The organism is Acidimicrobiales bacterium (assembly GCA_035536915.1).
Lineage (GTDB): Bacteria > Actinomycetota > Acidimicrobiia > Acidimicrobiales > JAHWLA01 > JAHWLA01.
This window is the reverse complement of the sequence record DATLNE010000009.1, coordinates 20,665-47,300: the sequence shown is the minus strand read 5'-3', so window position 1 is coordinate 47,300 and position 26,636 is coordinate 20,665. Positions and strand designations below refer to the sequence as shown.

Annotated in this window: 28 protein-coding genes and 1 riboswitch; of the genes, 13 read left to right on the top strand and 15 right to left on the bottom strand. The window is 71.1% G+C overall.

The features are described 5' to 3' along the window. Positions 1-441, top strand: a complete 441-nt coding sequence (locus tag VM938_02335; GenBank protein ID HVF73862.1) for a hypothetical protein — start codon at positions 1-3, stop codon at positions 439-441. Here VM938_02335 and VM938_02330 read toward each other — a convergent pair. Together VM938_02330 and VM938_02325 are read right to left on the bottom strand one after the other, a co-directional pair. Then, positions 428-1,594 carry an ATP-binding protein gene (locus VM938_02330; GenBank protein HVF73861.1) on the bottom strand — a complete coding sequence of 389 codons (1,167 nt, stop codon included), beginning with the start codon at positions 1,592-1,594 and terminating at the stop codon, positions 428-430. The genes VM938_02335 and VM938_02330 overlap by 14 nt on opposite strands. Beyond that, positions 1,575-2,234 carry a response regulator transcription factor gene (locus tag VM938_02325; GenBank protein ID HVF73860.1) on the bottom strand — a complete coding sequence of 220 codons (660 nt, stop codon included), beginning with the start codon at positions 2,232-2,234 and terminating at the stop codon, positions 1,575-1,577. Before VM938_02325 ends, VM938_02330 begins: the two co-directional genes overlap by 20 nt. A 98-nt stretch (positions 2,235-2,332) precedes the next feature. Between VM938_02325 and VM938_02320 the strand changes: the two genes are divergently transcribed. The 5 genes from VM938_02320 to VM938_02300 are packed head-to-tail and all read left to right on the top strand — an operon-like array spanning position 2,333 to position 6,148. After that, positions 2,333-2,899 carry a hypothetical protein gene (locus VM938_02320; GenBank protein ID HVF73859.1) on the top strand — a complete coding sequence of 189 codons (567 nt, stop codon included), beginning with the start codon at positions 2,333-2,335 and terminating at the stop codon, positions 2,897-2,899. After that, complete coding sequence (locus VM938_02315; GenBank protein HVF73858.1) at positions 2,896-3,912, top strand: peptidoglycan-binding domain-containing protein; 1,017 nt, start codon at positions 2,896-2,898, stop codon at positions 3,910-3,912. The genes VM938_02320 and VM938_02315 overlap by 4 nt, the downstream gene beginning before the upstream one ends. Further along, the gene (locus VM938_02310; GenBank protein HVF73857.1) at positions 3,909-4,580 is read left to right on the top strand and encodes an ABC transporter ATP-binding protein; all 672 of its coding nucleotides are present in this window, start codon (positions 3,909-3,911) and stop codon (positions 4,578-4,580) included. Before VM938_02315 ends, VM938_02310 begins: the two co-directional genes overlap by 4 nt. Beyond that, positions 4,577-5,770, top strand: a complete 1,194-nt coding sequence (locus tag VM938_02305; protein HVF73856.1) for an ABC transporter permease — start codon at positions 4,577-4,579, stop codon at positions 5,768-5,770. Before VM938_02310 ends, VM938_02305 begins: the two co-directional genes overlap by 4 nt. Before the next feature lie 21 nt (positions 5,771-5,791). Further along, positions 5,792-6,148, top strand: a complete 357-nt coding sequence (locus VM938_02300) for a hypothetical protein (GenBank protein HVF73855.1) — start codon at positions 5,792-5,794, stop codon at positions 6,146-6,148. Positions 6,149-6,278: 130 nt separating this feature from the next. Here the strand turns inward: VM938_02300 and VM938_02295 are convergent, their stop codons facing one another. Next, positions 6,279-6,704: a hypothetical protein gene (locus VM938_02295; GenBank protein ID HVF73854.1), complete on the bottom strand. Its 426-nt coding sequence runs from the start codon at positions 6,702-6,704 to the stop codon at positions 6,279-6,281. A gap of 260 nt (positions 6,705-6,964) precedes the next feature. Between VM938_02295 and VM938_02290 the strand changes: the two genes are divergently transcribed. Further along, entirely contained in the window at positions 6,965-7,594 is a 630-nt protein-coding gene (locus VM938_02290) for a DUF4388 domain-containing protein (GenBank protein ID HVF73853.1), read from the top strand. Here the strand turns inward: VM938_02290 and VM938_02285 are convergent. The 4 genes from VM938_02285 to VM938_02270 all read right to left on the bottom strand — a co-directional run bounded on the left by VM938_02285 (position 7,585) and on the right by VM938_02270 (position 11,765). Continuing rightward, positions 7,585-8,958 (bottom strand): DUF4173 domain-containing protein, encoded by a 1,374-nt coding sequence (locus tag VM938_02285; GenBank protein HVF73852.1) that lies wholly within the window; start codon positions 8,956-8,958, stop codon positions 7,585-7,587. The two genes, VM938_02290 and VM938_02285, sit on opposite strands and share 10 nt — an antisense overlap. Continuing rightward, positions 8,955-9,956 carry an ATP-binding protein gene (locus VM938_02280; protein ID HVF73851.1) on the bottom strand — a complete coding sequence of 334 codons (1,002 nt, stop codon included), beginning with the start codon at positions 9,954-9,956 and terminating at the stop codon, positions 8,955-8,957. Before VM938_02280 ends, VM938_02285 begins: the two co-directional genes overlap by 4 nt. Then, positions 9,953-10,624, bottom strand: a complete 672-nt coding sequence (locus tag VM938_02275) for a response regulator transcription factor (protein HVF73850.1) — start codon at positions 10,622-10,624, stop codon at positions 9,953-9,955. The genes VM938_02280 and VM938_02275 overlap by 4 nt, the downstream gene beginning before the upstream one ends. A gap of 64 nt (positions 10,625-10,688) precedes the next feature. Next, positions 10,689-11,765: a hypothetical protein gene (locus tag VM938_02270; protein ID HVF73849.1), complete on the bottom strand. Its 1,077-nt coding sequence runs from the start codon at positions 11,763-11,765 to the stop codon at positions 10,689-10,691. Positions 11,766-11,825: 60 nt separating this feature from the next. Here VM938_02270 and VM938_02265 point away from each other — a divergent pair, with 60 nt between their 5' ends. The 3 genes from VM938_02265 to VM938_02255 all read left to right on the top strand — a co-directional run bounded on the left by VM938_02265 (position 11,826) and on the right by VM938_02255 (position 14,620). Next, on the top strand, positions 11,826-12,206 hold the full coding sequence (locus VM938_02265) for an ATP-binding protein (GenBank protein ID HVF73848.1): 381 nt from the start codon (positions 11,826-11,828) through the stop codon (positions 12,204-12,206). A 17-nt stretch (positions 12,207-12,223) separates the two neighbouring features. Next, positions 12,224-13,414, top strand: coding sequence for an acyl-CoA dehydrogenase family protein (locus tag VM938_02260; GenBank protein ID HVF73847.1), 1,191 nt, complete (start codon positions 12,224-12,226; stop codon positions 13,412-13,414). Positions 13,415-13,492: 78 nt separating this feature from the next. Next, positions 13,493-14,620: a DUF222 domain-containing protein gene (locus VM938_02255; protein HVF73846.1), complete on the top strand. Its 1,128-nt coding sequence runs from the start codon at positions 13,493-13,495 to the stop codon at positions 14,618-14,620. Between the two features lie 32 nt (positions 14,621-14,652). Here VM938_02255 and VM938_02250 read toward each other — a convergent pair whose 3' ends face one another. Beyond that, on the bottom strand, positions 14,653-14,832 hold the full coding sequence (locus VM938_02250) for a hypothetical protein (GenBank protein HVF73845.1): 180 nt from the start codon (positions 14,830-14,832) through the stop codon (positions 14,653-14,655). Positions 14,833-14,854: 22 nt separating this feature from the next. Beyond that, positions 14,855-15,907 carry a uracil-DNA glycosylase family protein gene (locus VM938_02245; protein ID HVF73844.1) on the bottom strand — a complete coding sequence of 351 codons (1,053 nt, stop codon included), beginning with the start codon at positions 15,905-15,907 and terminating at the stop codon, positions 14,855-14,857. Between the two features lie 19 nt (positions 15,908-15,926). Between VM938_02245 and VM938_02240 the strand changes: the two genes are divergently transcribed. After that, the gene (locus tag VM938_02240; protein HVF73843.1) at positions 15,927-16,790 is read left to right on the top strand and encodes an LLM class flavin-dependent oxidoreductase; all 864 of its coding nucleotides are present in this window, start codon (positions 15,927-15,929) and stop codon (positions 16,788-16,790) included. Here the strand turns inward: VM938_02240 and VM938_02235 are convergent. The 4 genes from VM938_02235 to VM938_02220 form a co-directional block, all read right to left on the bottom strand. After that, complete coding sequence (locus tag VM938_02235; GenBank protein HVF73842.1) at positions 16,781-20,314, bottom strand: adenylate/guanylate cyclase domain-containing protein; 3,534 nt, start codon at positions 20,312-20,314, stop codon at positions 16,781-16,783. The genes VM938_02240 and VM938_02235 overlap by 10 nt on opposite strands. Positions 20,315-20,379: 65 nt before the next feature. Further along, on the bottom strand, positions 20,380-22,506 hold the full coding sequence (locus tag VM938_02230) for a transglycosylase domain-containing protein (protein ID HVF73841.1): 2,127 nt from the start codon (positions 22,504-22,506) through the stop codon (positions 20,380-20,382). A gap of 106 nt (positions 22,507-22,612) precedes the next feature. Beyond that, positions 22,613-23,938 carry a cytosine permease gene (locus tag VM938_02225; protein HVF73840.1) on the bottom strand — a complete coding sequence of 442 codons (1,326 nt, stop codon included), beginning with the start codon at positions 23,936-23,938 and terminating at the stop codon, positions 22,613-22,615. Then, positions 23,931-24,035: riboswitch (TPP riboswitch) on the bottom strand. It overlaps the preceding gene by 8 nt. 34 nt (positions 24,036-24,069) lie before the next feature. After that, on the bottom strand, positions 24,070-24,288 hold the full coding sequence (locus tag VM938_02220; protein HVF73839.1) for a hypothetical protein: 219 nt from the start codon (positions 24,286-24,288) through the stop codon (positions 24,070-24,072). A gap of 127 nt (positions 24,289-24,415) precedes the next feature. Here VM938_02220 and VM938_02215 point away from each other — a divergent pair, with 127 nt between their 5' ends. Together VM938_02215 and VM938_02210 are read left to right on the top strand one after the other, a co-directional pair. Continuing rightward, complete coding sequence (locus VM938_02215) at positions 24,416-24,868, top strand: HU family DNA-binding protein (GenBank protein ID HVF73838.1); 453 nt, start codon at positions 24,416-24,418, stop codon at positions 24,866-24,868. Between the two features lie 21 nt (positions 24,869-24,889). Further along, positions 24,890-25,309 carry a hypothetical protein gene (locus tag VM938_02210; protein HVF73837.1) on the top strand — a complete coding sequence of 140 codons (420 nt, stop codon included), beginning with the start codon at positions 24,890-24,892 and terminating at the stop codon, positions 25,307-25,309. Positions 25,310-25,352: 43 nt separating this feature from the next. Here VM938_02210 and VM938_02205 read toward each other — a convergent pair whose 3' ends face one another. Next, on the bottom strand, positions 25,353-26,057 hold the full coding sequence (locus VM938_02205) for a PIG-L family deacetylase (GenBank protein ID HVF73836.1): 705 nt from the start codon (positions 26,055-26,057) through the stop codon (positions 25,353-25,355). Then, the gene (gene cofC, locus VM938_02200; GenBank protein ID HVF73835.1) at positions 26,054-26,623 is read right to left on the bottom strand and encodes a 2-phospho-L-lactate guanylyltransferase; all 570 of its coding nucleotides are present in this window, start codon (positions 26,621-26,623) and stop codon (positions 26,054-26,056) included. The genes VM938_02205 and cofC overlap by 4 nt, the downstream gene beginning before the upstream one ends. Positions 26,624-26,636 lie beyond the last annotated feature (13 nt).

The window sequence follows — 26,636 nt, the reverse complement described above, 5'->3', positions numbered from 1 at the left end:
GTGAAGGTCACCATGCTGTTGTGCGACGCGGCCCAGGTCGCCGACGGGAAGCTGTTCATCCTCGGCGGCGGCTGGAGCCTGACCGGGCCCGAGCCCACCCCCTCGGCCATCGCCGTGAAGCTCGAGGTCCCGTGGAGCGACGCCGACCAGGCCCACCACTGGGAGCTCTTCCTGGTGGACGCCGACGGCCGTGAGGTGACAATCGGCGCGCCCGACGGCACAAAGCAGCCCATCGAGATCCGGGGCGACTTCCAGGTGGGCCGCCCCGCCGAGGTGCCAGAAGGCAGCCCCATCGACCTGCCGCTGGCCTTCAACCTCGGCCCGTTGCCTTTGGCGCCTGCCTCGCGTTACACGTGGCGGCTGGTCATCGACGGGGTGACCGACGAGTCGTGGACACTGGGCTTCACCACCCGCGCCGCGCCGCCCCTCATGGCCGACTAGCAGCGGGCAGCCGCACTTCCACGGCCAGGCCGCCTTCGGGACGGGCCTCGGCGCGCACGGTGCCCCCGTGCGCGTTCGCCACCGAGCGCACGATCGACAGGCCCAGCCCCACGCCGCGGACCGACCGGGTGCGCTCCAGTCGGCGGAAGGGTTCGAACAACGAAGGCACCACCTCCGGGTCGATCACCTCGCCGCCGTTGGCCACCCGCACCACCACCTCCCCGCCGTCCACGCCCGTCGACACCACCACGCCGCCCCGGCCGTGCCGAGCGGCGTTCTCCACCAGGTTGCCGACCAGCCTGCCCAACAAGGCGGGGTCGCCCGACACCACCGCAGGCGCCAGCGAGCGCTGCGCCTCGACGCCCGTCGCCGCCAGGGCGGCCGTCACTTCAGCGGCCAGGTCGACCCGTTCACGGGCCTCGATGCCCCGCTCGCTGCGGGCCAACACCAGCAGGCTGTCGAGCAGCCGCTCGGTGCGTTCGGTGGCGTCGCGCACGTTCTCGCCCATGGCCCGAAACTGCTCGACGGAAGCAGTGGGGTCGCGCAAGGCCACGTCGACCTCGGTGCGGATGATCGACAAGGGCGTGCGCAGTTCGTGCGAGGCGTCGGCCACGAACCGGCGCTGGCTCTCGAAGGCGGCGTCGAGCCGTCCGAGCATGGCGTCGAAGGTGTCGGCCAGTTCTCGCAGCTCGTCCTGGGGGCCGCCCAAGCCGATGCGCTCGTGCAGGTTTTCTTGCGACAGCCGCCGCGCCGTAGCGGTGATCTCGTGCAACGGCCGCAGCACCCGCCCGGCCATGAGCCACCCCAAGGCCACCGCCAGCACGCCCATCAACCCCAACGCCAGCACCGATTGCGTGAGCAGTTGGTCGAGGGTGTTCTTGCGCACCTGGGCCGGGAACTCCTCGATGAACTGCTTCACGGGCACCCCGTCGGCCATGAGGATGTCGCCGGGAGCGGGGCCGATGGCGTGGGGGCCGCCCACGATGACGCGGTGCGCGGGCAGGGCTCGCTCCACGTCGGGCAGGCTGCGGCGCACCAAGGCGTAGTTCACGCTGAGCAACAGCGCGCCCGCGGCCAGGAACAGCGAGCCGTACAGCAGCGTGAGCCGCAGCCGCACCGTGAGGCGCAGCCGCTCAGATCCGGTACCCGGCACCGATCACCGTTTCCACCACGGGCGGGTCGCCCAGCTTGCGCCGCAGGTTCATGACCGTGACCCGCACGGTGTTGGTGAAGGGGTCGACGTGTTCGTCCCACGCCCGTTCCAACAGCTCCTCGGCGCTGACCACGGCGCCCTCGGCGGCCAGCAGCACGTGCAGCACGCCTAGCTCCTTGCGCGTCAGCCGCACCGGTTCGCCGTTGCGTGTCACCTCGCGGCGGGCCAGGTCGAGGCGCACGCCGTTGCGCTCGAGCACCGGCGGCCGAGCCGTGTCGGTGCGGCGCGACAGGGCCTCGATGCGGGCCACCAGTTCGGCGAAGGCGAACGGCTTGCCCAGGTAGTCGTCGGCACCCAGGCGCAGCCCGGTCACCCGGTCGTCGACCGTCCCCGAGGCGGTGAGCATGAGGATGCGCGACGACCCCTCGGAGGCCAGCGCCTGGCACACCTCGTCGCCGTGCACGCCGGGCAGGTCACGGTCGAGCACCACCACGTCGTAGCGGTTGATGCTCGTCTTCTCCAGCGCGGCGCCGCCGTCGAAGGCGACGTCGACGGCCATGCCCTCGCGGCGCAGGCCGCGGGCGATGGCGTCGGCCAACACCTCTTCGTCTTCGACCACGAGCACGCGCACTGAGGCCATGGTGCCCGATGGCGAGGTAAAGGGGCGGTAAAGGCGGCAGCGTCGAGGTACTCGTTCCTTTACGGAGGCTTGCGGGGCCGAGGCGTATCACCGGTTCCATGAAACGACTGGTCATCGCACTCACGGTGCTGGCGCTAGGGGCCTGCGGCTCCGACGGCGGCAGCGGCAACGACGTGGCTTCCCTCGGCAACACCAAGCAGGCCGCTGCGGGCGGGCCCGAGAAGGACAAGGAGAAGGCGTGGCTCGACTTCGCCCGCTGCATGCGTGACCACGGCGTGCAGATGGCCGACCCCGAGGTGGCAGGGTCGGGCGACGGCATGGTCATGGTGCGCCCCGCCGGCGGCGGCACGGGCGGCACGGCGACGGAGGTGCCCGACGACGGCAAGCTCAAGGCAGCCGACGCCGCCTGCCGCCACCACATCGAGGGCCTCGGCGGCGGCAGGACGCGACTCGACGACCCCGAGATGCAGGACAAGCTGGTGAAGTTCGCCCGCTGCATGCGCGAGCAGGGCATCGACATGCCCGACCCCACCAGCGAGGGCGGCCGAATGGCCGTCGAGATCAAGGAGATCGACCGGGACAAGATGGACGCCGCCCACAAGGCGTGCGAGAGCGTGGCGCCCGACAAGCTCGGTGGCCGCCCCGGCCTGGAGCGGGGCAAGTGAAGCGGGTGCTTGCGGTGCTCGCCGCCCTCGCTGTGGCGGGCGGCGGATGGGCGGCGTTCCAGGCAGGCAGCGACGGGGCCGACGCCGAGGAACCTGCGGTGCGCACCGGTACCGCCACGGTGAGCCGCAAGACGCTGGTGCAACGCGAGGAGGTCGACGGCACCATCGGCTTCGGCGACGCCACGGCCGTCGTCGGCCAACGGCAAGGCACCCTCACTCGGTTGGCCGGCGAAGGCGACGTGGTTGAACGAGGCAAGCCGTTGTACTGGGTCGACGAGGTGCCGGTGGTGCTGCTCTACGGCGACGTGCCTGCCTACCGGCGCATGGCTGCGGGCTCCGACGACGGGGCCGATGTGAAGCAGTTGGAGGAGAACCTCAAGGCGCTGGGCCACAACCCGGGCACGGTCGACGGGGAGTGGACGAGCGCCACCACCGCGGCGGTGAAGCGGTGGGAGAAGGCGCTCGGAGTCGCCGAGAACGGCGTGGTCGAGGCCGGCGATGTCGTGTTCCGGCCCGGCGCGTTGCGGGTGGCCGAGCACGTGGCCGGCGTGGGCGGCCCGGCGAGCGGCGAGGTGTTCAAGGCGACCGCCGCCACCCGCCTCGTCGCCGTCGACCTCGACGCCACCAAGCAGACCATGGTGAAGGTGGGCGACGCCGTCGAAGTCGAGCTGCCCGACGGCCGCACGGTGGCAGGGCGTATCACCACCGTGGGCAAGGTGGCGACCGTGCCGCAGGGCGACCAGCAGCAGCGGGCCACGGTGAAGCTCACCGTCTCGCTCGACGACCCCGGCGACTACGACCAGGCGCCCGTCGACGTGCGCCTCACGCAGGCCTCGAAGGAGAACGTCTTGGCCGTGCCGGTGGCCGCGCTGCTCGCATTGGCCGAGGGCGGCTACGCCGTCGAGACGACCGACGGCCGGCTCGTCGCCGTGGAGACCGGGCTGTTCGCCGACGGTTGGGTCGAGGTCACCGGCGATGTCGCCGAAGGCCTGCGGGTGGTGGTGCCGGCATGACCGCCGTTCTCGAACTGGACGGGGTGGGCAAGCGCTACCCAGGAGTCGATGTGCTGCGTGGCGTGGACGTGCGGGTCGACGCCGGGGAGATGGTGGCCATCGTGGGGCCGTCGGGCTCGGGCAAGTCGACCTTGCTCCACATCATCGGCACCCTCGACCGGCCCAGCGAAGGCGAGGTGCGGGTCACCGGGCAGGCGGTCTCGGCCATGTCGGACCGACAGCTCTCGGGCTTGCGGGCTCGCAAGATCGGCTTCGTCTTTCAGCAGTTCTTCCTGCTCGACGGGATGACGGCACTCGACAACGCGGCCACGGGCCTGCTCTACACGGGCACGCCCGCTGCGGAGCGACGACGTCGAGCCACGGCAGCGTTGGAACGAGTTGGCCTCGGCGAACGTCTCACCCATCGCCCGGCGCAGCTCTCCGGTGGGGAGCGGCAGCGGGTGGCCATCGCCAGGGCGGTCGTCCACCAGCCCGCCCTGGTGCTGGCCGACGAGCCCACGGGCAACCTCGACTCGGCCGCGGGCGCTGCCATCCTCGACCTGCTCTTGGAACTGCACGCAGAGGGGTCGACCATCGTGGTCATCACCCACGACCGCGAGGTGGCCGCCGCCCTGCCCCGCCGCATCGAGCTGCGCGACGGCACAGTAGTGCGGGACGTGGCGTCGTGACCGCCGTCGTGTTGCCCAGCCGCCTGCACCCCCGTGACCTCGTGCAGGTCGGCAGCGCCGGGCTGCGGACCCGCCGGCTGCGGTCGGTGCTGTCGGCCGCGGGCATCGCCATCGGCATCGCCGCCATGGTGTCGGTGCTCGGCATCTCCGAGTCGAGCCGGGCCGACCTGTTGTCACAGCTCGACCGGCTGGGCACCAACCTGCTCACGGTGTCGCCGGGCCAGACGATGTTCGGCCAAGACGCCTCGTTGCCGGAGGACGCCCCCGCCATGGTGGGCCGCATCGGGCCGGTGGAGTCGGTGTCGTCCACCGAGTCGCTCGACGCCAAGGTGTACCGGTCCGACCGCATGCCCGCGGCGGAGACCGGCGGCATCGCCGTGCGGGCGGCCTCCCTCGACCTGTTGGGCACCCTGGAGACCGGGGTGGCGCGCGGCGTGTGGCTCAACGCCGCCACCGAGCGATACCCGGCCGTTGTGCTCGGCGCCGTGGCGGCCGAACGCCTCGGCATCACCCAAGCCGGGGTGCAGGTGTGGCTGGGGGAGCAGTGGTTCAGCGTGGTCGGCCTCCTGGCGCCCAGCCCGTTGGCCCCCGAGGTCGACCGGTCTGTGCTGGTCGGCCTTCCCGTGGCCAAGGAACGCCTGGGCGCCACCGGCAACCCCACGACCGTCTACGTGCGGGCCGCGCCCGACAAGGTCGACGCCGTGGCCGCCGTGCTGCCCGGCACGGCCAACCCGTCGGCGTCCGACGAGGTGAACGTGAACCGGCCGTCCGACGCCATCGAGGCCCGGGCCGCGGCCAAGAGCGCCTTCACCGCCCTGTTCCTCGGCCTCGGCGCCGTCGCCCTGTTGGTGGGTGGCGTCGGCATCGCCAATGTCATGGTGATCTCGGTGTTGGAACGGCGTTCCGAGATCGGGCTGCGTCGGGCGCTAGGCGCCACCCGCCGCCACGTGGCGGCGCAGTTCCTGGCCGAGTCGCTGCTGCTGTCGCTGCTGGGCGGCACCGCGGGAGTGGCGCTGGGGGCGGTGGTGACCGGCGCCTACGCAGGCGCCCGAGGGTGGACGGTGGTGGTCCCCGTGCTCGGCTTGGCCGGGGGAGTGGTGGCCGCCCTGCTCATCGGCGCCGTGGCCGGCGTCTACCCCGCCACCCGAGCGGCCCGCCTGTCGCCCACCGAGGCGCTCCGCACCGTGTGACGGAACGGTACGGTGCAAAGCGTGAGGGTTCCCGTGCTGCGCGTGGCCGTCGGGATCGCCTCGGTCGTGCTGTTCGCAGCGGGGCTCGTCGTGTTCCGCATCCAGCAGGACCGGGTGGTGACCGACGCCACCGGGTGGATGCGGACGCTCAGCTTCGGCATCGCCGCCGTCTTCGTGGCAGGCAGCGTGTTGTGCCTGGTGGCGGTCGGCCTCGGTCGACACCGCCGGGCGCTGCGGCCGCTCGTGGTCGGCGCGGTGCTGTTGACGTCGGGTGTCGCCGTGCCCACCTACGCCAGCGCCGCCTACCCGCTGGTGGCGGCAGTGTGGGCCTACGCCTACGTCCTGCGCCGCGACCTGCACTCCGTCCCGAGTACATAGGGCGCCGAAAGGGAGCGCGGACGGGGTGTCCACGAAATCGGTGCGGCTTATACTGAAGGTGTCTGTTGCAGTAGCGACAGGAAGTGGAGCCCGGTCCCTCTCCGGACGGAGAGCGGCCGGGTTTTGCGCGTCAGGGGCCCACGTCGCGAAGGGTGAGCACGGCGGCGCAGCGATCCCGCCATTCCTTGCCTGCCCCCGCGGACCAGGCGAAGGCATCGGCGGCCCACAACAGCGGGTCCTCGTGGCCGAGGAGGTGCTCGTAGACGGGATCGACGACGGCGTGGTGGGCCAGGCGAGCCCGCAGCACCTTGCGATCGAGTTCGTCGCGACCGGCGCGGCTTTCGAGCACCAATCGATGTGCACCGAGGGCCACGAGGTCGTCCACCAGCGCACCCAGTAGCGCAGCGCGAGTCGACGGCTCCCGTCGCAGGGGCGCCAGGCGGGAGCGGTAGACCGTCACCGACAAGGGCCGGCGGCACAACGTGTCGAGAACCTGTTTCCTCCGCTCGTCCCGCTCGTGTACGAAGTGCAGGCGGCGCTGACCCGGCAGCAGCATTGCCCGAAGAGCCTGGCGGGCCTCGGTCAGATGCGCGGGCGCGACGACGACTGCGGCCAACAAGTAGGCAGACTGTCGCCGGCTCTCATCTACGAACGCATGCACGGATCGCCGGACGCTATCCGGGGGCGACTTCAGATCGAGTCCGGCACGCCCATTTCGGCAACGTCGGCCGCGCCACGCCAAACGGCGCGCTATGTACTCCAGACCGGTGGCCAACCGGCCGATAATCGCCAGGAGGGCTTCCTCGGGAGGTTGAGATGGCGCTTCTCGGCACGCTGGCCGAGTTCAATGTTGACGACATCCTGCTGCTGCTGGCCGGTACCAAGAAGACCGGTGTGCTGGCGGTGGAGGGTGGCCGTCGCGCCGGCCGTATCTGGGTCGACGGCGGGCACCTGGTGGGCGCCGAGCTGGCTGACCAGCACGACGCCGCCACGGTCGTCTTCGAGCTCCTGCGCCTGGTCGACGGCAAGTTTGCCTTCGAGTCCGGCGCCATGCCCGCCAACCTGGGCGCCCCCCAGGACGTGCAGACGGTCCTCGCCGCGGCCCGCACCAAGCTGGCCGAGTGGCGCGAGATCGAGCGGGTCGTGCCCTCGATGGCCTCCCTCGTGGCCCTCGACCCTGACGCGGGCGACGGCGGTTCGCTGTCGATCAGCGCCGCGGAGTGGAAGACGATCGCCGCCATCGGTGCCGGTGGCACGGTGACCGAGGTCGCCGCCCGCCTCGGCCTCCCCGAGTTCGACGCCTGCCGAGCAGTCAAGGTCGTCGTCGACGCCTGCTTGGCCAAGGTCACTCCGGTGGCCGACGGCGAGCCCAGCCCGGCCGCCGCCCCCAAGGGCTCGGAGTCGGCCGACCTGGTGCGCCAGCTCACCGAGCTTCGTCAGGGCTGACCGCACGCCGACCGGGCCCGTTCCCGGTTGAGGTTCCACGCTGCCCACCCGTCGGCCTCGCCGATTTGGTACGGCCGCGGGCACACCACGTCGCGCCGGCCACCCTCCACCAACGCAGGCACGGCGTCGTCCGACAGCTGCGCGGCGTGGCCGGGGTCGAAGTCGGTGCGAGCCACGTTCCGCCGGGCCACCACCGCTTCGGCGTCGACGACGTTGAGCACGAGGAGCAGCGCCAGCCCCACTGCGGTCGCCGCCCCCAGCAGCCACCGCCGCCCCGCGGCCACGCCGAGCAGCCGAGCGCCCAACAAGACGAACACCGCCCCCACCCACACGGCGAAGACCGTCGAGAACAGCCGCAGCATCGTCAGCCCGAACGCCTCTTCGTAGACGAACAGCCTCCGTACGGCCGAGGCCACGATGACCAGCGTCAGCCCCACCGCCGCGAGCGACAACAGCCGTACCGGCCGAGAGCCGTTGTCGAGCAGCAGCAGGATCACCAGGGTGAGCGCTGCCACCACGAGCAGCTGGAAGAAGCCGCTGCGGGCGTACTCGGCAGAGGTGAGCCCGGCCACCCGAAGCACCCGGCGCCCGCCCTCCGACGCCGCCACCACTTGGGCGACGGCGAACGAGGCGTACAGCGCCACCAGCGCGCCCAACACCACGCACGTCTCCACCTGGCCCAGCCGGGGCACGCGGGCAACCGGCATCGAACCGGACGACGCCGATGCCAGTCGCAAGAGGCCCCCCACCGACCACGCGCCCACGGCCCACAGCACCACGTGGGTGATCAGTGACGACGGGTCGAACGACGTCTCGAAGAACGAGGCGAACACGGCGTCGGCCGAGGCCAGCAGCGCCCCCACGACGAAGACCAACGGCAGGGCCAACAACAGTCCTCGTACCACGGCCGCATGGCGCCCGTCGCTGCGGGGGACGGCGGCGGCCACGAACGGCCCGCCCGCCATGCCGTGCAACAACGCCCGCCCGGCTCGCACCGCGAGGTCGAGGGCTCCCACGTCGAGCAACGAGCCGCCCTTGGCGAACGACGCCGCCACCGCCAGGCACAGCGCCACCACGGCGAGGTCGAGCAGCACCAGCCACGGGCTCTGCCGCAGCGCCAGGAACACACCGAACACGGGCGCCATCATCAAGGCGGCGACGGCGTGGGGGTTGCGGATGCGTCCGCTCCACGCCAGCGCGGCGCTGACCGCCACCACGCACACGGCGCCGCCCAGGCTCGCCACCCCCGAGCGCAGGGCGATGTCGAGCCCGACCGCACCAACGGCAGCGGCCACCACCACCCGGGTGTCGGGCGGCTCGGCGACGAGCAGGGCGTCGGGTTCGTCGGCGAGGGTTGCGGTCACGAACGGCCTCCTGCGGGGAGCACGACGACCATGCGGCAGCCGTGGGGGATGCGTTGTTCGGCCCTGATGGCGCCGCCGTGCAGGTCGACGATCCACCGGGCGATGGCCAGGCCCAACCCGGCACCGCCCCGGCTCGACGACCGGGCGGCGTCGACCCGGTAGAACCGTTCGAAGACCCGGCCCGCCTCCTCGGCGGGGATGCCCGGGCCTTCGTCCTCGACGGCAATCGTCACGCCGTCGGGCGCGGCGTACGCCCGCAGGTCGACCCGTCCGCCGGGCGGGGAGTAGCGCACGGCGTTCTCGACCAGGTTGGCCACCACCTGGTGCACCCGCTCGGGGTCGCCGTCGGCTTTGAGCGCCTCGTCCACCGCCACCCGCACTTCTACCTCCGGCGCGTGCAGCCGCGACAGCATGGCCACGTCCTCCAACACGTCGGCCACTTCGAACCGGCGCCGTTGCAGCGGCACCACGCCCGACTCCAGCCGCGACAGGTCGAGCAGCTGCGTCACCAGCCGACCGAGGCGCTCGACTTGCGACAGCATCGTGCGCAGCGTGTCGGGGTCGGCAGGCTCGACGCCGTCGAGCATGTTCTCGAGCACGGCCTGCAAGGCGCTGATCGGCGTGCGCAACTCGTGCGAGACGTTGGCCACCAGGTCGCGCCGCACCCGGTCGACCTCGGCCAGCTCGGCCGCCATGGCGTTGAAGGCACGAGCTAGTTCACCCACTTCGTCGCGCGACGTCGCCGTGACCCGACGGTCGTAGTCGCCGCGGGCCATCGCCGCGGCTGCGCCCGCCATCTCCCGCAAGGGCGACGTCATGCCCCGGGCCAGGAACTGCACCATGCCGAGGGCGATGGCGGCAGCCACGGGCACCGTCACCATGGGGTGCACCCCGGCTCGGAACCCGGCGAACAATGCCACCACCGTCACCGTCACCGCGGCGACAATGACGGCGCCGAGCTTGACCTTGATCGACCACAGGGGGTCGAGTGGCCTCATGCGGGCTCCACCGCATAGCCGACCCCGTGCACCGTGCGCACGACCTCGGCGCCCAGCTTCCGCCGCAGGGCCTGCACGTGCGAGTCGACCGTGCGCCCCGGCGCTTCCTTGTAGCCCCACACCTCGGCCAAGAGCCGCTCGCGGGTGAACACCGTGCCCGGCCGCGCCGCCAGGCAGTGCAACAGGTCGAACTCGGTCGGCGTGAGGTGCACGTCGTCGGAGCCGCGCCGCACCCGTCGGGCGGGCACGTCGATCTCCACGTCGCCCACCCGCACCACTTCGGGCTCGACCGCCGCGGCCCGCTCCGCCCGTCGCAGCACGGCGTGCACGCGTGCCACCAGCTCTCGGGGCGAGAACGGCTTGGTCACGTAGTCGTCGGCACCGATGCCGAGCCCGGCCAACACGTCGGTCTCGGTGTCACGCGCCGTCAGCATCAACACCGGCGTGTGCCGCTCGGCCTGGATGCGCCGGCACACCTCGAAGCCGTCGAAGCCCGGCAGCATCAGGTCGAGCACCACCAAGTCGGGCTGCAGCCGTTCGCACAGCGCCACGCCGGACGGACCGTCGTCGGCCACCTCCACCCGGAAGCCCTCGCTGCGCAGGCGCGCCGCCACGGCGTCGGCAATGGAGCGTTCGTCTTCCACGACCACGATCGTGCGGGGGGCCACGCATCTCAGGATAAGGAGGCGCGTGCCAGTGAGTCCCCGGGGAGTTGCGGAGATCCTGCGGAGATCAGCGGCGACGGCGACGGAACGGCGGGTGCTGCCATGGCGTGGCCCGGTCCGACGACCACGGGGCGGGCGGCGCCATGGTGTAGCCGGCCAGCCCCAGCAGCACGGCGTCGTAGTTGACCCGCCAGCCCGCGAAGTCGCGCCAGGCCTGGTCGCGCTCGCGCAGCTTCACCCCGGCTGCGGCCATCCGGTCGTAGGCCCCGTCGAACTCGACACGCGTAACCGAGATGGTGTCGTCGGGCCTCGGGTCGGGGTCGAACTCCAAGCCGAAGTAGGTAGCCAGCCGCCGCAAGGAGACGTAGCCGGAGCGGATCAGCAGTTGGGCCTCAGGGTCGCGTTCGCCGTCGACCGTCGACACCACCAACGACGCAGCGTCGAGCACGGCGCCCGCCGCCGTCACCCATGACTGGTCGGGCTGGGGCGAACGGAAGAACGCCAGTGCGGGGATCGACGTGTGGCTCTCCTCAACCTCGGCGAACCACTGCTGCCAGTTCTTCCACACTTCGTCGTAGCCGCCGGGCCACCCGATCTGCTGGTAGCGCACGATGAGGTTGGGCCCCGACGGCGGCAAGCCCGCCCTCGTCTCCAACAGGGCCACGGCAGCCTCGCGCCGGGCGAACGTGCTGTAGATGCTGGGCAGATAGGTGATCAGCAGCGCCAGCAAGCCGATGCCCATGCCTGCTTGGGTGAACGACAGCGCCACCCGGGGCAGGTCGCCGGGCCGCTCGAAGCCGAGGGTCAGCAACGACGACCCGCTCAGGCGGAAGGCGTTTCGCATGGAGCCGTCGTCGAGCGCCCAGTACATGAGCGTGTAGCCGCCCAGCACGAGCGACAGCCACACCACGGGCAGCGCCATGAGGCTGAGCGGTGCATACATCGCCATCACCCGGTCTGTGCGTTCGTAGTCGGGCGCCCGGCCGCTCAAGGCCCGGAACACGTAGCGCAGGCCCACGAACACCCACCGGGCGATGAATGTCGGCAGCCCCCGCGGGACCACCATCGTGCGGATGGCGGACCCCAACGTCCCCACGACGACAGCGAGACCTACGGCGAAACTGAGGAGACGGAGAGCGACCATCGGCCGGCGACCCTAGCGAGGACTAACGTCGTTGTTGCCGATGCAGTTGGGGAGGGCACTGTGCACGGTACGGAGGAGCGAACGCGGTTCAGCTCGCACCCCACCAGTGCCGCCGCGGCCCGCCGCTTCGTCCGCGACGTCCTCGTCAGCTGGCCCGTCGAACCGGCCGACACCGATGCCGTGCTGTTGTGCACCGACGAGCTCGTCACCAACGCCATCCTCCATGTCGCCTCCGAGATCGACGTGGTGGTGCGCTGGGACGACGGCGTGGTGCGCGTCGAGGTGCACGACCGAAGCTCCCGTCCTCCGCTGCGCCAGGTGCACCCGGTCGACGCCGAAGCGGGGCGGGGGCTGCAACTGGTGGAGGCGATGGCCGAGCGGTGGGGCGTGGCCGCCGTCGACGGTGGCAAGGCCGTCTGGTTCGAAGTGGGCGCCGCCTGACCCGTAATCTCAGCCCTATGACGACGGTTGCAGTTGAGAACGACGAACAACTGGTGCGCAACGCCGTGGAGGCGTTGCTGGCCGAGCACGACCCCCGCTCGATGCGGGGCCGCGAGTTCCTCGGCTACCAGTTCGATGCCGGCTTGGCATGGGTGCACTTCCCGGTGGGCTTCGGCGGCCTCGGCGTCAGCCCCAAGCTCCAGCGGGTCGTCAACGACGCCGTGTTCGCCGCGGGCGCGCCGAACCCCGTCTACCGCAACATCATCGGCTACGGCATGGGCGCGCCGACCGTCGTCACCCACGGCTCCGACGAGCAGAAGCGGCGCTACCTGCGGCCGCTGTTCACCGGCGAAGAGGTGTGGTGCCAGCTGTTCAGCGAGCCCGGTGCGGGCTCCGACGTGGCTGCCCTGTCGACCCGGGCCGTGCGTGACGGCGATGAGTGGATCGTCAACGGCCAGAAGGTGTGGACCACCCTGGCGCATGTGGCGCGGTGGGGGATGCTCGTCTCCCGCACCGACCCCGAGCAGCCCAAGCACAAGGGCATGACCTACTTCGTCGTCGACATGCACGCCCCGGGCGTGGAGGTGAAGCCGCTGCGCCAGATCACCGGCGAGGCCGAGTTCAACGAGGTGTTCTTCACCGACGTGCGCATCCCCGACGCCGAGCGCCTCGGCGACGTGGGGGAGGGCTGGCGGGTGGCGCTGACCACCCTCATGAACGAGCGGGTGTCGATCGGCGGCGGCGCGGCACCCCGAGGTGGCGGCCCCATCGGCGACGCCCTGCGGGTGTGGGAGGAGAAGGGGCACAACGACCCGGTGCTGCGTGACGAGCTCATGCGGCTGTGGATCGAGGCCGAGGTCAACCGGCTCACGAACATCCGGGCGGGCCAGAACCGCCAGAAGGGCACGCCGGGGCCGGAGGGCTCGACCGGCAAGCTGTCGTTCGCCGAGACCAACAAGCGCATCTACGAGTTCGTCGTGAACCTGCTGGGCGCCGAGGGCTTGCTCTACGGCAGCTACGAGATGGTGCGGCCCGACACGGCGATGGAGTCCGACTCGCTGCAGAAGGCGTTCCTGCGGTCGCGGGCCAACTCCATCGAGGGAGGCACCTCGGAGATCATGCGCAACATCCTGGGCGAGCGGGTGCTGGGCCTGCCCGGCGACGTGCGCACCGACAAGGAACTGCCCTGGGCGCAGGTACCTCGGTAGGCGTTGAGGGGGAGAATTCCCTTTATTTACAAGGGATTTTCCCTTGCGGCGGCAATCGAACGTGTGTACGATGAGCGCGTGATCGCCGCGCTACGCGAGGCCGTCGAAGCACCGGACGTTCCGCTCGACGGCGTCGCCTTGGCCGAGGTGCTGAAGCTGGTCGACCTGCTCAACGCCAAGGTGACGCGGGTGATCGGCGAGTTCGACGCCGAGGGTCTGTGGGAGCTTGACGGAGCGACGTCGATGACGGCCTGGCTTCGACACCACGCAGGCATGACGTCGAGCAGCGCGAAGAGCATTGCCTCCACGGCAAAGAAACTCCGTTCGCTGCCGATGACCGCGGGAGCGTGGCTCGAAGGCACGCTGTCGGGCGGCCAGGTGCAGGCGATCGTGCGCAACGCCACGCCGGAGTTCGCAGAGCACGAAAGTGCAGTGGTGCCGGCGTTGATGGATCTGTCGGTGGCCGACACCGCGTTGGCCATGCAGCAGTGGAAAGCAATGCTCGACATCGAGCCGAAGCTCGAGAGGGGCGTCCACCTGTCACAGACGTTGGACGGCCAATGGGAACTGATGGGATCACTCGACGCGCTGGGCGGCGAAACGGTGGCCACCGCATTGCGGTTGGCGGTGGTCGACGACCCCGACGTGCTGCCGTCGCAGCGCAGGGCCGATGCACTGGTCGACGTCTGCAGGTTCTTCCTCGACCACCAGAGCGGTCGGCGCGGTGGCAGGCACCGCCCCCACCTCAACGTCGTGGTCGACTACGAAGCCCTGCGTGCCGGCAAGGCCGGGAGCTTCGTCGGTGGTGGCGTGCTCGACGGTGCGTCGGTGCAGGCGCTGGCGTGCGACGCCGCCGTCCACCGAGTGGTGACCGACGGTCGCTCCACCATCCTCGACTACGGCACGTCGACCCGCACCATCCCGGCCCCGCTGTGGTCGGCGCTGGTGCTGCGGGATCGGCACTGCCGGTTCGAAGGCTGCGACCGCCCGTCGCAGTGGTGCGATGCCCACCATGTGGTGCCCTGGCATGACGGCGGCACGACGAGCTTGGACAACCTGGTGCTCAAGTGCAGCAGGCACCACCACCTGGGCCACCAACCGGGCTGGTCCGAGAAGCTCGAACCGGATGGCACCTTGGTGGTCACCCACCCAAGGGGCCGCACCAGAAGCACCCGACCACCGGGCTCGCTCAGCCTCGCCGCCTGAAGCTCGCCGAAAGGCCGGAACGGCGTGGGTGGCTACGCGGCGCGTTGCTGGCGGTGGTCGACGGGCTCGGTGCAGTCGAGGCAGGAGTCGTCGAGTTCGGCGCAGGTGGCTCGCCAGTCGTGGCGGGCGGGGGAGAGGTCGGTGCAGTCGACCTCGACGCACTCGACGATGCCGTCGTCGTGGGTGATGAGCCAGCCGCCGCAACCGTCCATGAAGCCGAGAATAACAACGGTGTCATTCTGGGCCGCGGATGGCCCGGAGGTGGGCGGCGAGCGCTGTGCGCGACGCCGAGGCATTGAGGCCGCTGGTCGACGGCATGACATAGGCAGGCACCCCGCCGAAGTCCTGCGGCTGCCACCCGGCCACCGCCGACCGGTTGAGCGCCGCCCGCCACCCTTCCAGCCCCACGAAGCACACCACTCGGGGCCGCAACCATTGCACCAGCCGCTCCACCCGGGCCGCGCCCTCCCGGTACTCGTCGCGCGACAGTTCCCGCGAGGCGACGGTGGCCCGCTTCACCATGTCGGTCATGCCCACGCCGTCGACCGTCAGTGCGTGCAGCGTGTCGAACGGCTTCGACACCAACCCCGCCTCCACGGCGGCGCCCCAGAACCGGTTGGACCGCCGGGCAAAGCCGACGCCCCGGTCGGCCGAGTACTCGCTGGGGTTGAGCCCGCAGATCAGCACCCGCATGCCCGGCCCCACCGTGTCGGGCAGCGTGCGCAGCCGCGTGGCTCGCACCCGCACCCAGCCGTCGCCCGTCACCGTCGCCTCCACCGAAAACCCGGCGCCCACCACGACGTCGACCAGGCGGTCGACGGGCCACCCGGCGAACTTGCGGCCGGGCACGTCGTCGTCGGCCAGCACGTCCCAGTCGAAGTCGCCTGCCAGCACCTGCAGGTCGAGCGGCGCGCCCACCCGCAACGCCAGGTGCAGTCGGGCCAACGCCAACGGCAGGCGCGGCCGCGGCACGTGGAGGTAGGCCATGTTGGCCCACGCCCCGGCCAGGCTGCGGTCGCGGAACGGCAGGGCTTCGAGGTCGGCTTGCACGAGCATGGCGCCGGGCACCGCCTCCCCGGCCAGTCGCAGCATGGTGGCCGAGGCGTCGAACCCCACCACCGGCGCACCCAACTCGCCGAGGTACCGACCCGCCCCGCACCCGACATCGGCCCGAAGGCCCACCACGGAAGCGCCGAACGCCCGCGCATCGTCGGCTCGCACCGCGGTGCGCAACGCCGCCCACTGCGGCCCGCGCTCGTCGTACACGGCCACCACGTCGCGCTCCACGTCGGTAGCCTCGCACCCGATGAAAGTCCGCGTCGGCTACGGCCTCGGCACCCAACCGATCGCCTCGCCCGAGACGCGGTTCCCGGCCCTCGTGGCTGCCCTCGAACGTGAAGGCTTCGACTCGTTGTGGCTGTCAGAGCGCATCACAAGCGACGCCCTCGACCCCGTCGTCGCCTGCACCTGGGCGGCGGCGCGCACGGCCAAGCTCAAGCTGGGCTTCAGCGTGCTGGTCCTGCCCGGGCGCAACGTCGCCGTGTTGGCCAAAGAACTGGCCAGCCTCGACGTGCTCTCGCAGGGCCGCCTGCTGCCTGCCTTCGGCCTCGGCATCGCGGATGAGCGCGAGCAGCGGGCCTTCGGCGTGGCCCGGGGCGAACGTGCCGCGCTCTTCGACAAAGCGCTGACCACGCTCCGGCGACTGTGGGCCGGAGAAGAGGTCGACGGCGTGACCGTCCGCCCGCAACCGGGACCGCTCGACGTGTGGCTCGGCGGCCGCGCCCCCAGCGAGCTCCGCCGCGTCGGCCGCCTGGCCGACGGCTGGCTGCCCAGCTTCACCACGCCCCCTGACGCCGCCGCCGGACGGGCCGTCATCGAGCAGGCGGCGGCCGAGGCAGGCCGGGCCGTCGACCCCGAGCACTGGGGCGTGCTCGTCCCCTACGCCCGCCACGACCTCCCGGATACCGTCGTAGAGGCGCTGCGCCGCCGCCGCCCCGACGCCGACCCGGCCGACGTGATTCCGGCGGGCCTGCCGGCGCTGCGTGCGCTGCTGGAGCGCTTCGTCGAGGTGGGCTTCTCCAAGTTCGTCGTCGTGCCCGTGGCCGAGCCCGACTCGTGGGACGACGAGATCGGCGAGGCCGCCGCCGAACTGCTGCCGCTTCAGGCCTGAGGGGCCAACGCGCCGGCGGCCAGCCGGTACGCCGTGTCCCAGCCGGTCGCGGGGATGTCGAGCTGCGCCAGTCGCACCCGGGCCTCGTCGAGCGCTTCGCAGGCGTCGGCCGCGCCCAACGCCTCCAGCGCCCGCGCCCGGGCCAGGCGCACGCCCGCTTGGTGGATGCGGTCGCCGGTGGCGTCGACGACGGCTTCGGCTTGGTCGAAGGCAGCACGGGCGCCGGGCTCGTCGCCCAGTTGCACGAGCGCACAGGCGGTTGCGACCAAGGACAACACGTTGTCGAGGTACGTGTGCACCTCGATCGACAGCGTTGTCTCCGCCGCCTCGAGGGCCTCTGTGGGCCGGCGGGCGGCGGCCAAGACCAGCGCCACGAGGGCCAGCGCTGCGGCCTTGGACCCGGGCGCCGGTGCGGCGTCGACTGCTTTCCGGGCGCTGTCGAGCGCGCCCTCGACGTCGCCCGACTGCAAGAGGGCGAGCCCGTGCAGGGCGTTGCCTTCGCTGGTCGCCATGTCGGCGGGCGCGGCGTCGGCTGCCTTCCACCCGGCCAACTGGGCCAGCGCCGTCTGGGGGTCGCCCATGTGGTTGGCGACGCCCGCCCGGGCGAACCCGTTGTTGAGGGTGATGTCGTTGACGATGACCGCTTGGTCGGCCTCGTCGAGCACGGCCACGCCTTCACGCACCCGGCCCGCCGCCACCAAGGCCCGGCTCAAGGTGGCGTACGCCAATCCCTGGCCGCGGATGTCGGCGATGCCGGTGAACAACCGCACCGCTTCGCGAGCGGGGTCGATGGCTTCTGTGGTGCGCCCGTCCCACAAGCGGACAGCCCCCAGCAGCACCAGCACCATGCCGTGCGCCCACCGGTCGCCGCGCTCTTCGATGCCGACCATCACCCGCTCGGCGATGGCCTCGGCGGCGCGCCGTTCGCCTTGGAAGTACTTCACAAAGCCCAGCAGCCCGTGCGCCCAGGCCAAGCCGCCCCAGTCGCGCGCTTCGGTGAAGGTGGCCGCCGACTTCTCCAGCCGGGCTTCGGCCTCGGTCAAGCGACCCTCTTCGAAGCTGATCCACGCCAGGTTCCACAGCGCCCACGCCTCGTCGCGACTGGCGCCCAACGAGCGGAACACTTCGAGCGCTTGGCGGATCGACGCTTCCGCTTCTTCGGCTTGCCCCGCGAACAGGCTCGTCATGCCTCGCATGCTCAGCGCCTCGGCCTCGCCTCGGGCGTCGCCCAAGGCCCGCCACCCGGCGATGGCCTCGTCGAGAGCGGCCGCCGACCCCGCCAGGTCGCCTTCGGTCTGCAGGATCTGCCCCTGCACGGTCAACGCCCTGGCTCGCGAGAGCTGGTGGACGCCGCCTTCGATCTGGGCGAACACCTCGGCCAGGTCGGCACGGGCACCCCCCAGGTCGTGCAGGTGGGTGCGCGCCCGCGCCCGCTCCAGCAGGACGCGTCGCATAGGACGGCCAGGGCCAGGCGGCAGCAGGCGGAGCGCCCGGTCGAGCAGGGGGATCGACACCGCGTGCATGTCGCGCTGCTTGGCCCGCACCGCGGCCCGTTCGATTGCTTGGAGGGCGGTGTCGCAGACGTCGCGGGGGAGCCCGTCGACCCCGCCCAGCTCCTTGTCGAGCTCGGCCGCTTCGCCGTAGTGGTGGGCCAACTGCTCCAGGTACTCGTCCTCGCGGCCGGTGGCCCGGGCGTTGGCCGACAGCCATTCGGCCAGCGCGGCGTGGCGCCGGGCCCGCTCGGCCTTGGTCAACGTCTCGTAGGCGACCTCGCGCACGAGCTCGGACCGGAACTCGAACTCGCCGTCGAGGAGAGCAAGCAGGTCCTTGGCCGACAGGTCGCGCAGCATGCTCTGAAAGTCGACGCCCCGCGTCTCGGCCAGCATGGCCAGCGCGGCAACCGGCCCCGTGCGGCCGAACACGGCGGCGTCTTCGAGCACGCTGCGTTCGTCGGCCGGGAGGGCGTCGAGGCGAGCGGCCACCAGTCCTCGCAAGGTGGCGGGCAACTCGGAGGTGGTCACGGTGCTGTCGCTCAGCCACGCATCGCCCCGCAACACCCCCGCTTCGCTGAGCAGCGCCACCAGTTCCTCCAAGAAGAACGGGTTGCCGCCGCTGCGCTCCAACAGGGCGTCGCGCAACTCGCGGGGCGGCTCTTCGCCCAGCAGCGCGGTGAGCAGGTCGCGGCCCGCCTGTTCGTCGAGCGGGTCGAGGTGGAGGGCGATGAGGTTGTGGCGGCTGGGCTTGGGCGCCCACCGGTCCTCCAGTTCGAGGCGGGCGGTGGCCACCAGCACTACCGGCAAGTGGCGCAGCCGGTCGAGCAGTTGGTCGACCAGGTCGAGCACCAGCTTGTCGGCCCAGTGCAGCTCGGAGAGCACCAACATGATCGGCTGCTGGGCAGCCATGGCTTCGAGCAGCGCCAACAGCGAACGGCGGGCGTCTTCGGCGGCGCGGGTGGGGTCGACGTTGGGCAGTGCGTCCTCGTCGCCCATCAGGTAGAGCAGCCCGTCGGCCAGGCGGGAGGCCTCCTCGCTTGTGGGGTCGAGGCCCGTGGCCCGTTCCACGGCGAGGCGGCTCTTGTCAGCGGACACGTCGGCCGGGTCGGTGGGCTCGATGCCGCAGGCCTGGCGCACCGCTTCGGCCACCGGCCACCACACGTTGGCTTCGCCGTAGGGGACGCAGCGGCCTTCGAGCACCAAGGCGCCGTTCTCGGCGCGGGCGACGTGCGCCATCTCCTCGGCCAGGCGGCTCTTGCCGATGCCCGCCTCGCCGATGAGCAGCACCAGGTGGGCCCGCCTGCGGCCCACGGCGGCGGCCAGCGTGTGGCGCAGGACGCCGAGCTCCTCGCTGCGACCGACCAACGGGGTCGGCGTGCGCCGCGGGCGGTAACCGGGCGGCGCCAACGCAGCCAAGGCCCGCCACGCGGTGATCGACTCCTCGCGGCCGCGGGCCTGCACCTCGCCGAGGCACTCGTACTCCACCACCTCGCGGGTGGCAGCCCGGGTGGCGGGGCCGACGACGACCTGGCCGGGCACGGCGAGCGTCTGCAGTCGGCTGGCCACGTTCACCACGTCGCCCATGGCCGTGTAGTCGCCGCCTGCCCGCAGGGCGCCGACCAGCACCTCGCCGGTGTTCACGCCGATGCGCAACTGCACCTTGGAGTCGAGCTCGCCGGTCACTGTGGCCAGCGTGCGCTGCATCTGCAGGGCAGCGCGCACGGCGCGCTCGGCGTCGTCCTCGTGGGCCACCGGCGCCCCGAACAGGGCCACGATGGCGTCGCCCACGATCTTGTCGACCCGCCCGCCGAAGGCGTTGATGTCGCCCACCAGCCGCTCGAAGCAGCGGTCGACGAGGTTCTTCACCTGCTCGGGGTCACGGCCTTCGCTGAACGACGTGAAGCCCACCAAGTCGGCGAACAAGACGGTGACGATGCGCCGCTCGTCGGCCCGGGCGTGGAGCAGGTGCCCGCACGACGGACAGAAGCGCGCGCCGTCCGGTACTTGGGTCGCGCACGCCGGGCACTTCATCGTTCGTCAGCGTAGAGGCGCCTCGCTGCCGAGCCCAAGACGCCGTGCTCTTGGTCACACCTCGCTTACGGCGGGGACTTCGAGCCCCCCTTGCCTCCGCTGGTTTGGGAGGCGACCGTCGTGCTGGTGGTCGACGTCGACGTGGAGGTCGTCGTCGTGTTCTTCTTCGTGGTGGTGGTCGTGCTGGGCGGCGCCACGACCGTCGTGCTGGTGGTCGACGACGACGTGGTGCTCGACGACGTCGTCGACGAACTGCTGGTGGTGGTGGGCAGCGTTGGCGGCGGCGGCTCGTTCAGCAGCTTGAGGGAGAGCGACTCCGGCGGCGCTGTGTCGATCTGTTCGACCGGCAGGGCGGCGACGGCGGTGCGCATGTACTGGGCGAAGATGCGGGCCGGGAACGACCCGCCCGACACCCGCTGGCCGTGCACGTCGAGCATGGGCTCCTGCTTGTCGGGGTTGCCCACCCACACGGCCGTCGACAACTGCGGGACGTACCCCACGAACCAGGCGTCGTGGTAGTTCTGCGTGGTGCCCGTCTTGCCCGCCAGCGGGCGGCCGATGCGCGCTGCGGTGGCGGTGCCCCGCTCCACGACCTGCAGCAGCGCTGTGTTGAGCACGCCGACTTCCTTGCGGTCGAAGACCTGCTTGGTCTTGGGCTCGGAGGTGTAGACGACGTCGCCGTGGCGGTTGCGGATGCGGGTGATGGCATAGGGCTCGGCGTAGACGCCCTTGGCCGTGAAGGTGGCGTAGGCGGCTGCCATCTCCAGCGGGGTGGCGCCCTTGCGCAGGCCGCCGAGGGCGATGGCCGGGTCCTCGTTGACATCGGGGATGCCCACCGACTCGGCAGTGCGGGCCACGTTGGGCGGGCCTGCTTCGAGGATGAGCTGGGCGAAGATCACGTTGACCGAGTGCACCATGGCCTCGTCGATGGTCATAGGGCCGCCGCCCTTGCCCTCGGTGTAGTTGTCGACCGGGTACCGCTCGCCTCGGTACTCCAACTCGATGGGCCCGCCCGACTCCAAGGTGGAACGAGGGTCGATGCCGTCGCGCAGGGAGGCCAAGTAGACAAAGGGCTTGAAGGCCGAGCCGGGCTGGCGTCGGCCCTGGCTGGCCACGTCGAACTTGCGCTGGAAGTTGAGGCCGCCGAACAAGGTGGTGATGGCGCCGTCGCCGGGCTTGACGGTGACGACGGCAGTGGCGGGGTCGGTGGGGCCGGCCAAGTTCGACTGCACGGCCTGGGTGGCGGCGTCGAAGGCGACGGGGTCGAGGGTGGTCTCGATGGTGTAGCCGCCGTTGACCAACTGGCTGCCGCGGCCTTCGGGCGATCCGCCCAGCGCCTCGATGCCTGCCGCCTCGCGTTTCACGTACTCCACGAAGTGCGGGGCGCGGGCCACGGCGTCGACGGTGGGCCGCTCGGGCATCACGGCCAGCGGGGTGGCGAGGGCCTGCTCCAGGCCGGCGTCGTCGAGCCAGCCGTGCTCCTCCATGGCCTTGAGCACTGTGTCGCGCCGAGCCGCCACCTCTTGGGGGCTGTCGTGGGGGTCGAGCCCCTCGGGCGACTTGATCTTGCCTGCCAAGGTGGCGGCCTGCGCGGGCGTCAGCTGCTCGGGCGGCACCCCGAAGAACGTGTCGGCCGCAGCGGCGATGCCGTAGGCGCCGTCGCCGAAGTACACCTGGTTGAGGTAGCGCTCGAGCAGCTCGTCCTTGGAGTACTTCTTCTCGAGGCGCACGGCGTACTGCACCTCACGCAGCTTGCGGAAGCCGGTTCGCTCCGAGTTCGTGTAGTTGATCTTGGCCAGCTGCTGGGTGATCGTGCTGCCGCCCTGCGTGCGTCCTTGGGCGGTACGGATGGCGGCGCGCACCACGGCGCCCGGGTCGACGCCGCCGTGTTCGTAGAAGTCGGCGTCCTCGGCGGCCAACACGGCCTGGGGCACGTGGTCGGGCAGGGCGTCGAGCTTGACCGGCTCCCGGCGCTGGGTGCCGTTGAGCTCGGCCAGCACGCTGCCGTCGGCGGCCAGCACCTTGGTGCCCTGGGGCAGGTCGTCGAAGTTGCCGATGCTCGGTGCCCACGGCGAGGCCACGGCGAGGATGACCTTGCTCACGACCATGGCCGCCGCGTTGCGCAGCGGCGGCACCACGGCGACGAGCACGAACACGGCGAGGACGGCCAGCAGCACCCGAAGCTTCGTCACATGAAGGTCGGGTAGGCGCGGGAATCGTCGCCCTGCCCCGCCGATCGCAATGTTTTCACTCACCGCGCGCAGTTGTGCCCGGAGTGGGCGCTGCCAAACGTTCAGGTCAGCGGCGGGCCCGTCCGATGACGAACGCCAGGAGTGCTGCAACGGCGAACGAGCTCAACGACGCACTGGCCCACGTCGGCGCCGTGAAGCCCAGCCCGCTCCACCACCGCTGCCACCACCCCACGATGCCGGGGTTCACCAACTGGTAGACGACGAAGCCGGCGATCCACGGCACGGCCATCTCCCAGCGGGGGCGGGCGCTTTCGGAGACGTCCCACCGGCCCCGCCGCAGGATGTAGTAGTCGACGGCGAAGGTGGCGAACAGCGGCACGAACACGGAGCCGATCAAGAGGAGGAAGCCCTCGTAGGCCATCATGTCGAACGTCATGGCCAACGCGGTGGCGACGACGCCCACGCCGACCGTGACCACCCGCCGGTCGATGCGGGGCTGCACGTTCTGCACCGACACGGTGGTCGAGTAGATGTTGGCGAACACCTCGTCGAGCTCGTCGAGCACGAGGATGAGCAGCGCCAGCCCGCCGACGGGCAGCGCCAGCACCGACGCGATGACGTCGACCTGCTCGCCGGGCGCCGCTTCCAGGGCGAAGCTGGCGTAGGCGAGCACGCCGAGGCTGAAGAAGGCCAGCGTCGCCGCTCCGTAGCCGAGGAACGCCCCGCCGAAGGCGGCCTTGGCGGTGCGGGAGTGGCGGGTGTAGTCGGCGGCCAAGGGGATCCACGAGATGGGCAGGGCGATGACGATGTCGGTGCCTTTCCAGAAGGCCTGCCACGAGCCTTGGCCGAACGGGGGCAGCGGACGGCCGAGCACCCGCACGAACAAGTAGGCGGTCGACAGCAGCACCGCCCACACCGCCACCTTCTTGATGTAGCCGCGCACCACGCCGAGCGGCCGCAGGGCCATGAGGGTGGCGACGGCGCCCGCGGCCACCACGAAGGCGGGGCGGAAGCGGTCGTCGGTCAGGCGGGTGGCCGACTCGGCGATGATCCAGACCTCGAAGGTGGCCCAGCCCACGTTCTGGGCCACGTTGAACGCAGTGGGCACCCACGACCCGCGCCAACCGAACATGCCGCGCAGCAGGACCATGGCCGGCGCGCCCGTTTCGGCGCCGGGCACCGCGCCCAGGCCGAGCAACAGGTTGCCGATCACTGCGCCCACGCCCACGGCGACGAGGGCGGCGGCGAGCGACAGCGGCGGCAGTGTGGGGTCGGGCGCCAGCACGAAGGTGGCGCTCAACAACAAGAGGATGGAGATGCCGAGGTTGCCCCACAGCGCCACCTGGTCGACCAGGCCGAGCAGCCGAGGCGGGGCCTCCTGCAGGGTCAGGGGGACTTCCGCGTCGTTCCGCGGGACGGTCGGTGCACTCATGTCTGTGGCTCCCTTCGCCGGCATTACCCGGAGCAGGTTCGGCGGGTCGGGTGCGTTGCACCCCTCTCAGCCCTGACGGGCTCCCCGGTTGACGAGTTGGGACGGTAGCAGCGAGTCGGTGGCGCGAGGAGCTACAAGCGCAATCGCGGCGCGCCGTCGACCACGTCCAACGTCGCCGGAAGGCCGAGCAGGTCGGTCGCGTCGCGTCGTCCGCGTGGTCCGGAGAGGCGAACGACGTTGCCTTTCTCGACGCCGCTGACGACGGTGACTTCGACGTGCACGACGCCGTCGTCGTCTTCGTTCGCGTCGATCACGACCACGTCGTAGGTTCCGTCTTCGAGAAGGCTCATGCCGAAAACCCCTTTGCCCACAAGGACTTTTCCGAGGGGCCGTTTCGAAAACCCTTGTGCCACAAGGGGAAATGCTTGACCTTGCGCGCCCATTCCTCTTTCATTTGCAAGGTACTTCCCCTGAGCCATGGAGGTGGCGGTGAACAAATCCGAACTCGTCGAGCACGTGAGAGACGCAGCCGGTCTCGATCGTCGTACTGCGGAGGCCGCGGTCAACGCGTTCGTCTCTGGAGTGATGAGCGACGTGAAGGCAGGCAACAAGGTGTCGATCTCCGGGTTCGGGATCTTCAACCCGACCTCGCGAGCTGCTCGCACGGGCCGCAACCCCCAGACCGGGGCGCCCGTGAAGATCGCCGCCTCCAAGGGCGTCCGCTTCGCGCCGTCCGCCGCGTTCAAGAGCGAACTGAACACGGGTGCCAAGAAGGCCGCTGCCAAGAAGGCAGCACCGGCCAAGAAAGCCGCACCGGCCAAGAAAGCCGCACCGGCGAAGAAGGCAGCACCGGCCAAGAAGGCCGCCGCAGCAGGTAGTGCAAAGAAGGCCCCGGCCAAGAAGGCCGCAAAGTCCACCAAGAAGCGTTAGCGAAAGGCGGGCACTTCCCTAATGAGCCCTGCAACCCCTGCGAAGAAGACCACGGCGGCGGCCAAGAAGACCGCCACGAAGAGCGCCACCAAGAAGGCGAGCCCGGCCAAGAAGGCCGCGCCTGCGAAGAAGGCTCCGGCCAAGAAGGCGCCCGCCAAGAAGGCAACGCCTGCGAAGAAGGCGCCGGCCAAGAAGGCCACCCCGGCCAAGAAGGCTCCGGCCAAGAAGGCCACCCCGGCCAAGAAGGCTCCGGCCAAGAAGGCGACGCCTGCGAAGAAGGCGCCCGCCAAGAAGGCCACCCCGGCCAAGAAGGCACCGGCCAAGAAGGCCACTGCCGCCAAGAAGGCTCCGGCCAAGAAGGCAACGCCTGCGAAGAAGGCGCCCGCCAAGAAGGCCACTGCTGCCAAGAAGGCTCCGGCCAAGAAGGCAGCAAAGCGCTAGCTCGATCGAAGGAGGGGCCCCTTCGGGGGCCCTTTCTTCGCGTTCAGAGGTCGGTGATGCGCTTGAAGGCCTCGCCTCGCGCCAGGCCCGCGAGCTCGCCGTGCTCGGCCGCCCGTTCTTCCATGCGCCGTCGGAAGGGCTCGGCGTGGTCGGGGTCGTCGATGTGCATGGTGGTGACGAGCTGGCTGCGGTGCTCGAGCAACGCCGCCACCTTGGCGTCGAACGACGTGCTGATGTCCTCTACGTGGTCGGGCTCGTCGGCTTCCCACAGCAACAGGGTTGTGGGCCGGTGCGGCGCCTGCTCCTGCTCGGGGAAGAAGTGGGGGTCGCGTGCGGCCACGATGCCGTCGCAGGCCAGGAAGCCCGCGTTGCGATGGTCGGGGTGGAGGCGGTAGCGCTTCCATGGGTCGTGGCCCAGCACCACGTCGGGCCGCAGCTTGCGGATCCAGTACGCCACTTCCCATCGCTGGCGCAGGCCGCATTCGAGTTCGCCGTCGGGCCACCCCAGGAAGACGACTTCGCCCTTGCCGCCCAGCGCACGCGAGGCGGCGCGTTGTTCTTCTTGGCGCACGGCCACCAAGCGGGCGGTGTCCTCGGCCGGGTCCCACGAGCCCTTGCTGCCGTCGGTGCACACCAGGTGGAAGATCTCGCAGCCTTGGCTCGCCCACTTGGCCAAGGTGCCGCCCGCACCGAACTCCACGTCGTCGGGGTGGGCGGCGATGGCGAGGGCGCGTTCGGGCGTCTTCACGAGGCTCTCCGGGAGTAGTCGAGGTCGGCGGGCACGTCGACGTCCCACGTGAGCGGCGCCCGCCGGGAGATGCGCAAGGCCAGGCGCAGCCGGCGGGCTTCGGCGCAGTGGCGGGCGAACGAACCGGCGCCGTAGGCGAAGCGGAAGCCCGCGGCCGTGGGCACGCCGACGACGTTGCTGCCTTTGTCGTGGCGGTCGGGCACGATCGTCACGCCGGCGAAGCGGGCCACCCAGGTGAGGTCGTCGGCCAGCGGCAGGTCGCTGTGGGCCACGGTCACGTGGTCGACGCCGGACGCCGCCAAGTGCTCCACGCCGTGCTGCACGGCGCCGTTAAGGCCGCGTCCCGGCGCCCACACCACCTCGACGCCCTGCGCCCGCGCCCAGTCGGCGACGGCGGGGTCGTCGCACACCACCGCGCAGCGGAGGTCGCCCGCGGCGCGCAGCACGCCTTCGGCCATGACGCGGGCCAGTGCCGCGCGTTCGGGCGCGGGCAACGCCGGGGCCAGGCGGACCTTGGCCCGATCGAAAGCCTTGACCGGCACGAGCACGGCGGCGACGAGGGCCACGACACGAGCCTAA

What these genes read in the sequence shown, in the direction of transcription:
- VM938_02240 (HVF73843.1), top strand. Translation starts at nt 15,927, where the DNA reads ATGAAAGTCCGCGTCGGCTACGGCCTCGGCACCCAACCGATCGCCTCG.
- VM938_02225 (HVF73840.1), bottom strand. Translation starts at nt 23,938, where the DNA reads ATGAGTGCACCGACCGTCCCGCGGAACGACGCGGAAGTCCCCCTGACC.
- VM938_02210 (HVF73837.1), top strand. Translation starts at nt 24,890, where the DNA reads ATGAGCCCTGCAACCCCTGCGAAGAAGACCACGGCGGCGGCCAAGAAG.
- VM938_02235 (HVF73842.1), bottom strand. Translation starts at nt 20,314, where the DNA reads ATGAAGTGCCCGGCGTGCGCGACCCAAGTACCGGACGGCGCGCGCTTC.
- VM938_02320 (HVF73859.1), top strand. Translation starts at nt 2,333, where the DNA reads ATGAAACGACTGGTCATCGCACTCACGGTGCTGGCGCTAGGGGCCTGC.
- VM938_02270 (HVF73849.1), bottom strand. Translation starts at nt 11,765, where the DNA reads ATGGTCGCTCTCCGTCTCCTCAGTTTCGCCGTAGGTCTCGCTGTCGTC.
- VM938_02220 (HVF73839.1), bottom strand. Translation starts at nt 24,288, where the DNA reads ATGAGCCTTCTCGAAGACGGAACCTACGACGTGGTCGTGATCGACGCG.
- VM938_02250 (HVF73845.1), bottom strand. Translation starts at nt 14,832, where the DNA reads ATGGACGGTTGCGGCGGCTGGCTCATCACCCACGACGACGGCATCGTC.
- VM938_02215 (HVF73838.1), top strand. Translation starts at nt 24,416, where the DNA reads ATGGAGGTGGCGGTGAACAAATCCGAACTCGTCGAGCACGTGAGAGAC.
- VM938_02295 (HVF73854.1), bottom strand. Translation starts at nt 6,704, where the DNA reads ATGCTGCTGCCGGGTCAGCGCCGCCTGCACTTCGTACACGAGCGGGAC.
- VM938_02290 (HVF73853.1), top strand. Translation starts at nt 6,965, where the DNA reads ATGGCGCTTCTCGGCACGCTGGCCGAGTTCAATGTTGACGACATCCTG.
- VM938_02325 (HVF73860.1), bottom strand. Translation starts at nt 2,234, where the DNA reads ATGGCCTCAGTGCGCGTGCTCGTGGTCGAAGACGAAGAGGTGTTGGCC.
- VM938_02260 (HVF73847.1), top strand. Translation starts at nt 12,224, where the DNA reads ATGACGACGGTTGCAGTTGAGAACGACGAACAACTGGTGCGCAACGCC.
- VM938_02280 (HVF73851.1), bottom strand. Translation starts at nt 9,956, where the DNA reads ATGAGGCCACTCGACCCCCTGTGGTCGATCAAGGTCAAGCTCGGCGCC.
- VM938_02310 (HVF73857.1), top strand. Translation starts at nt 3,909, where the DNA reads ATGACCGCCGTTCTCGAACTGGACGGGGTGGGCAAGCGCTACCCAGGA.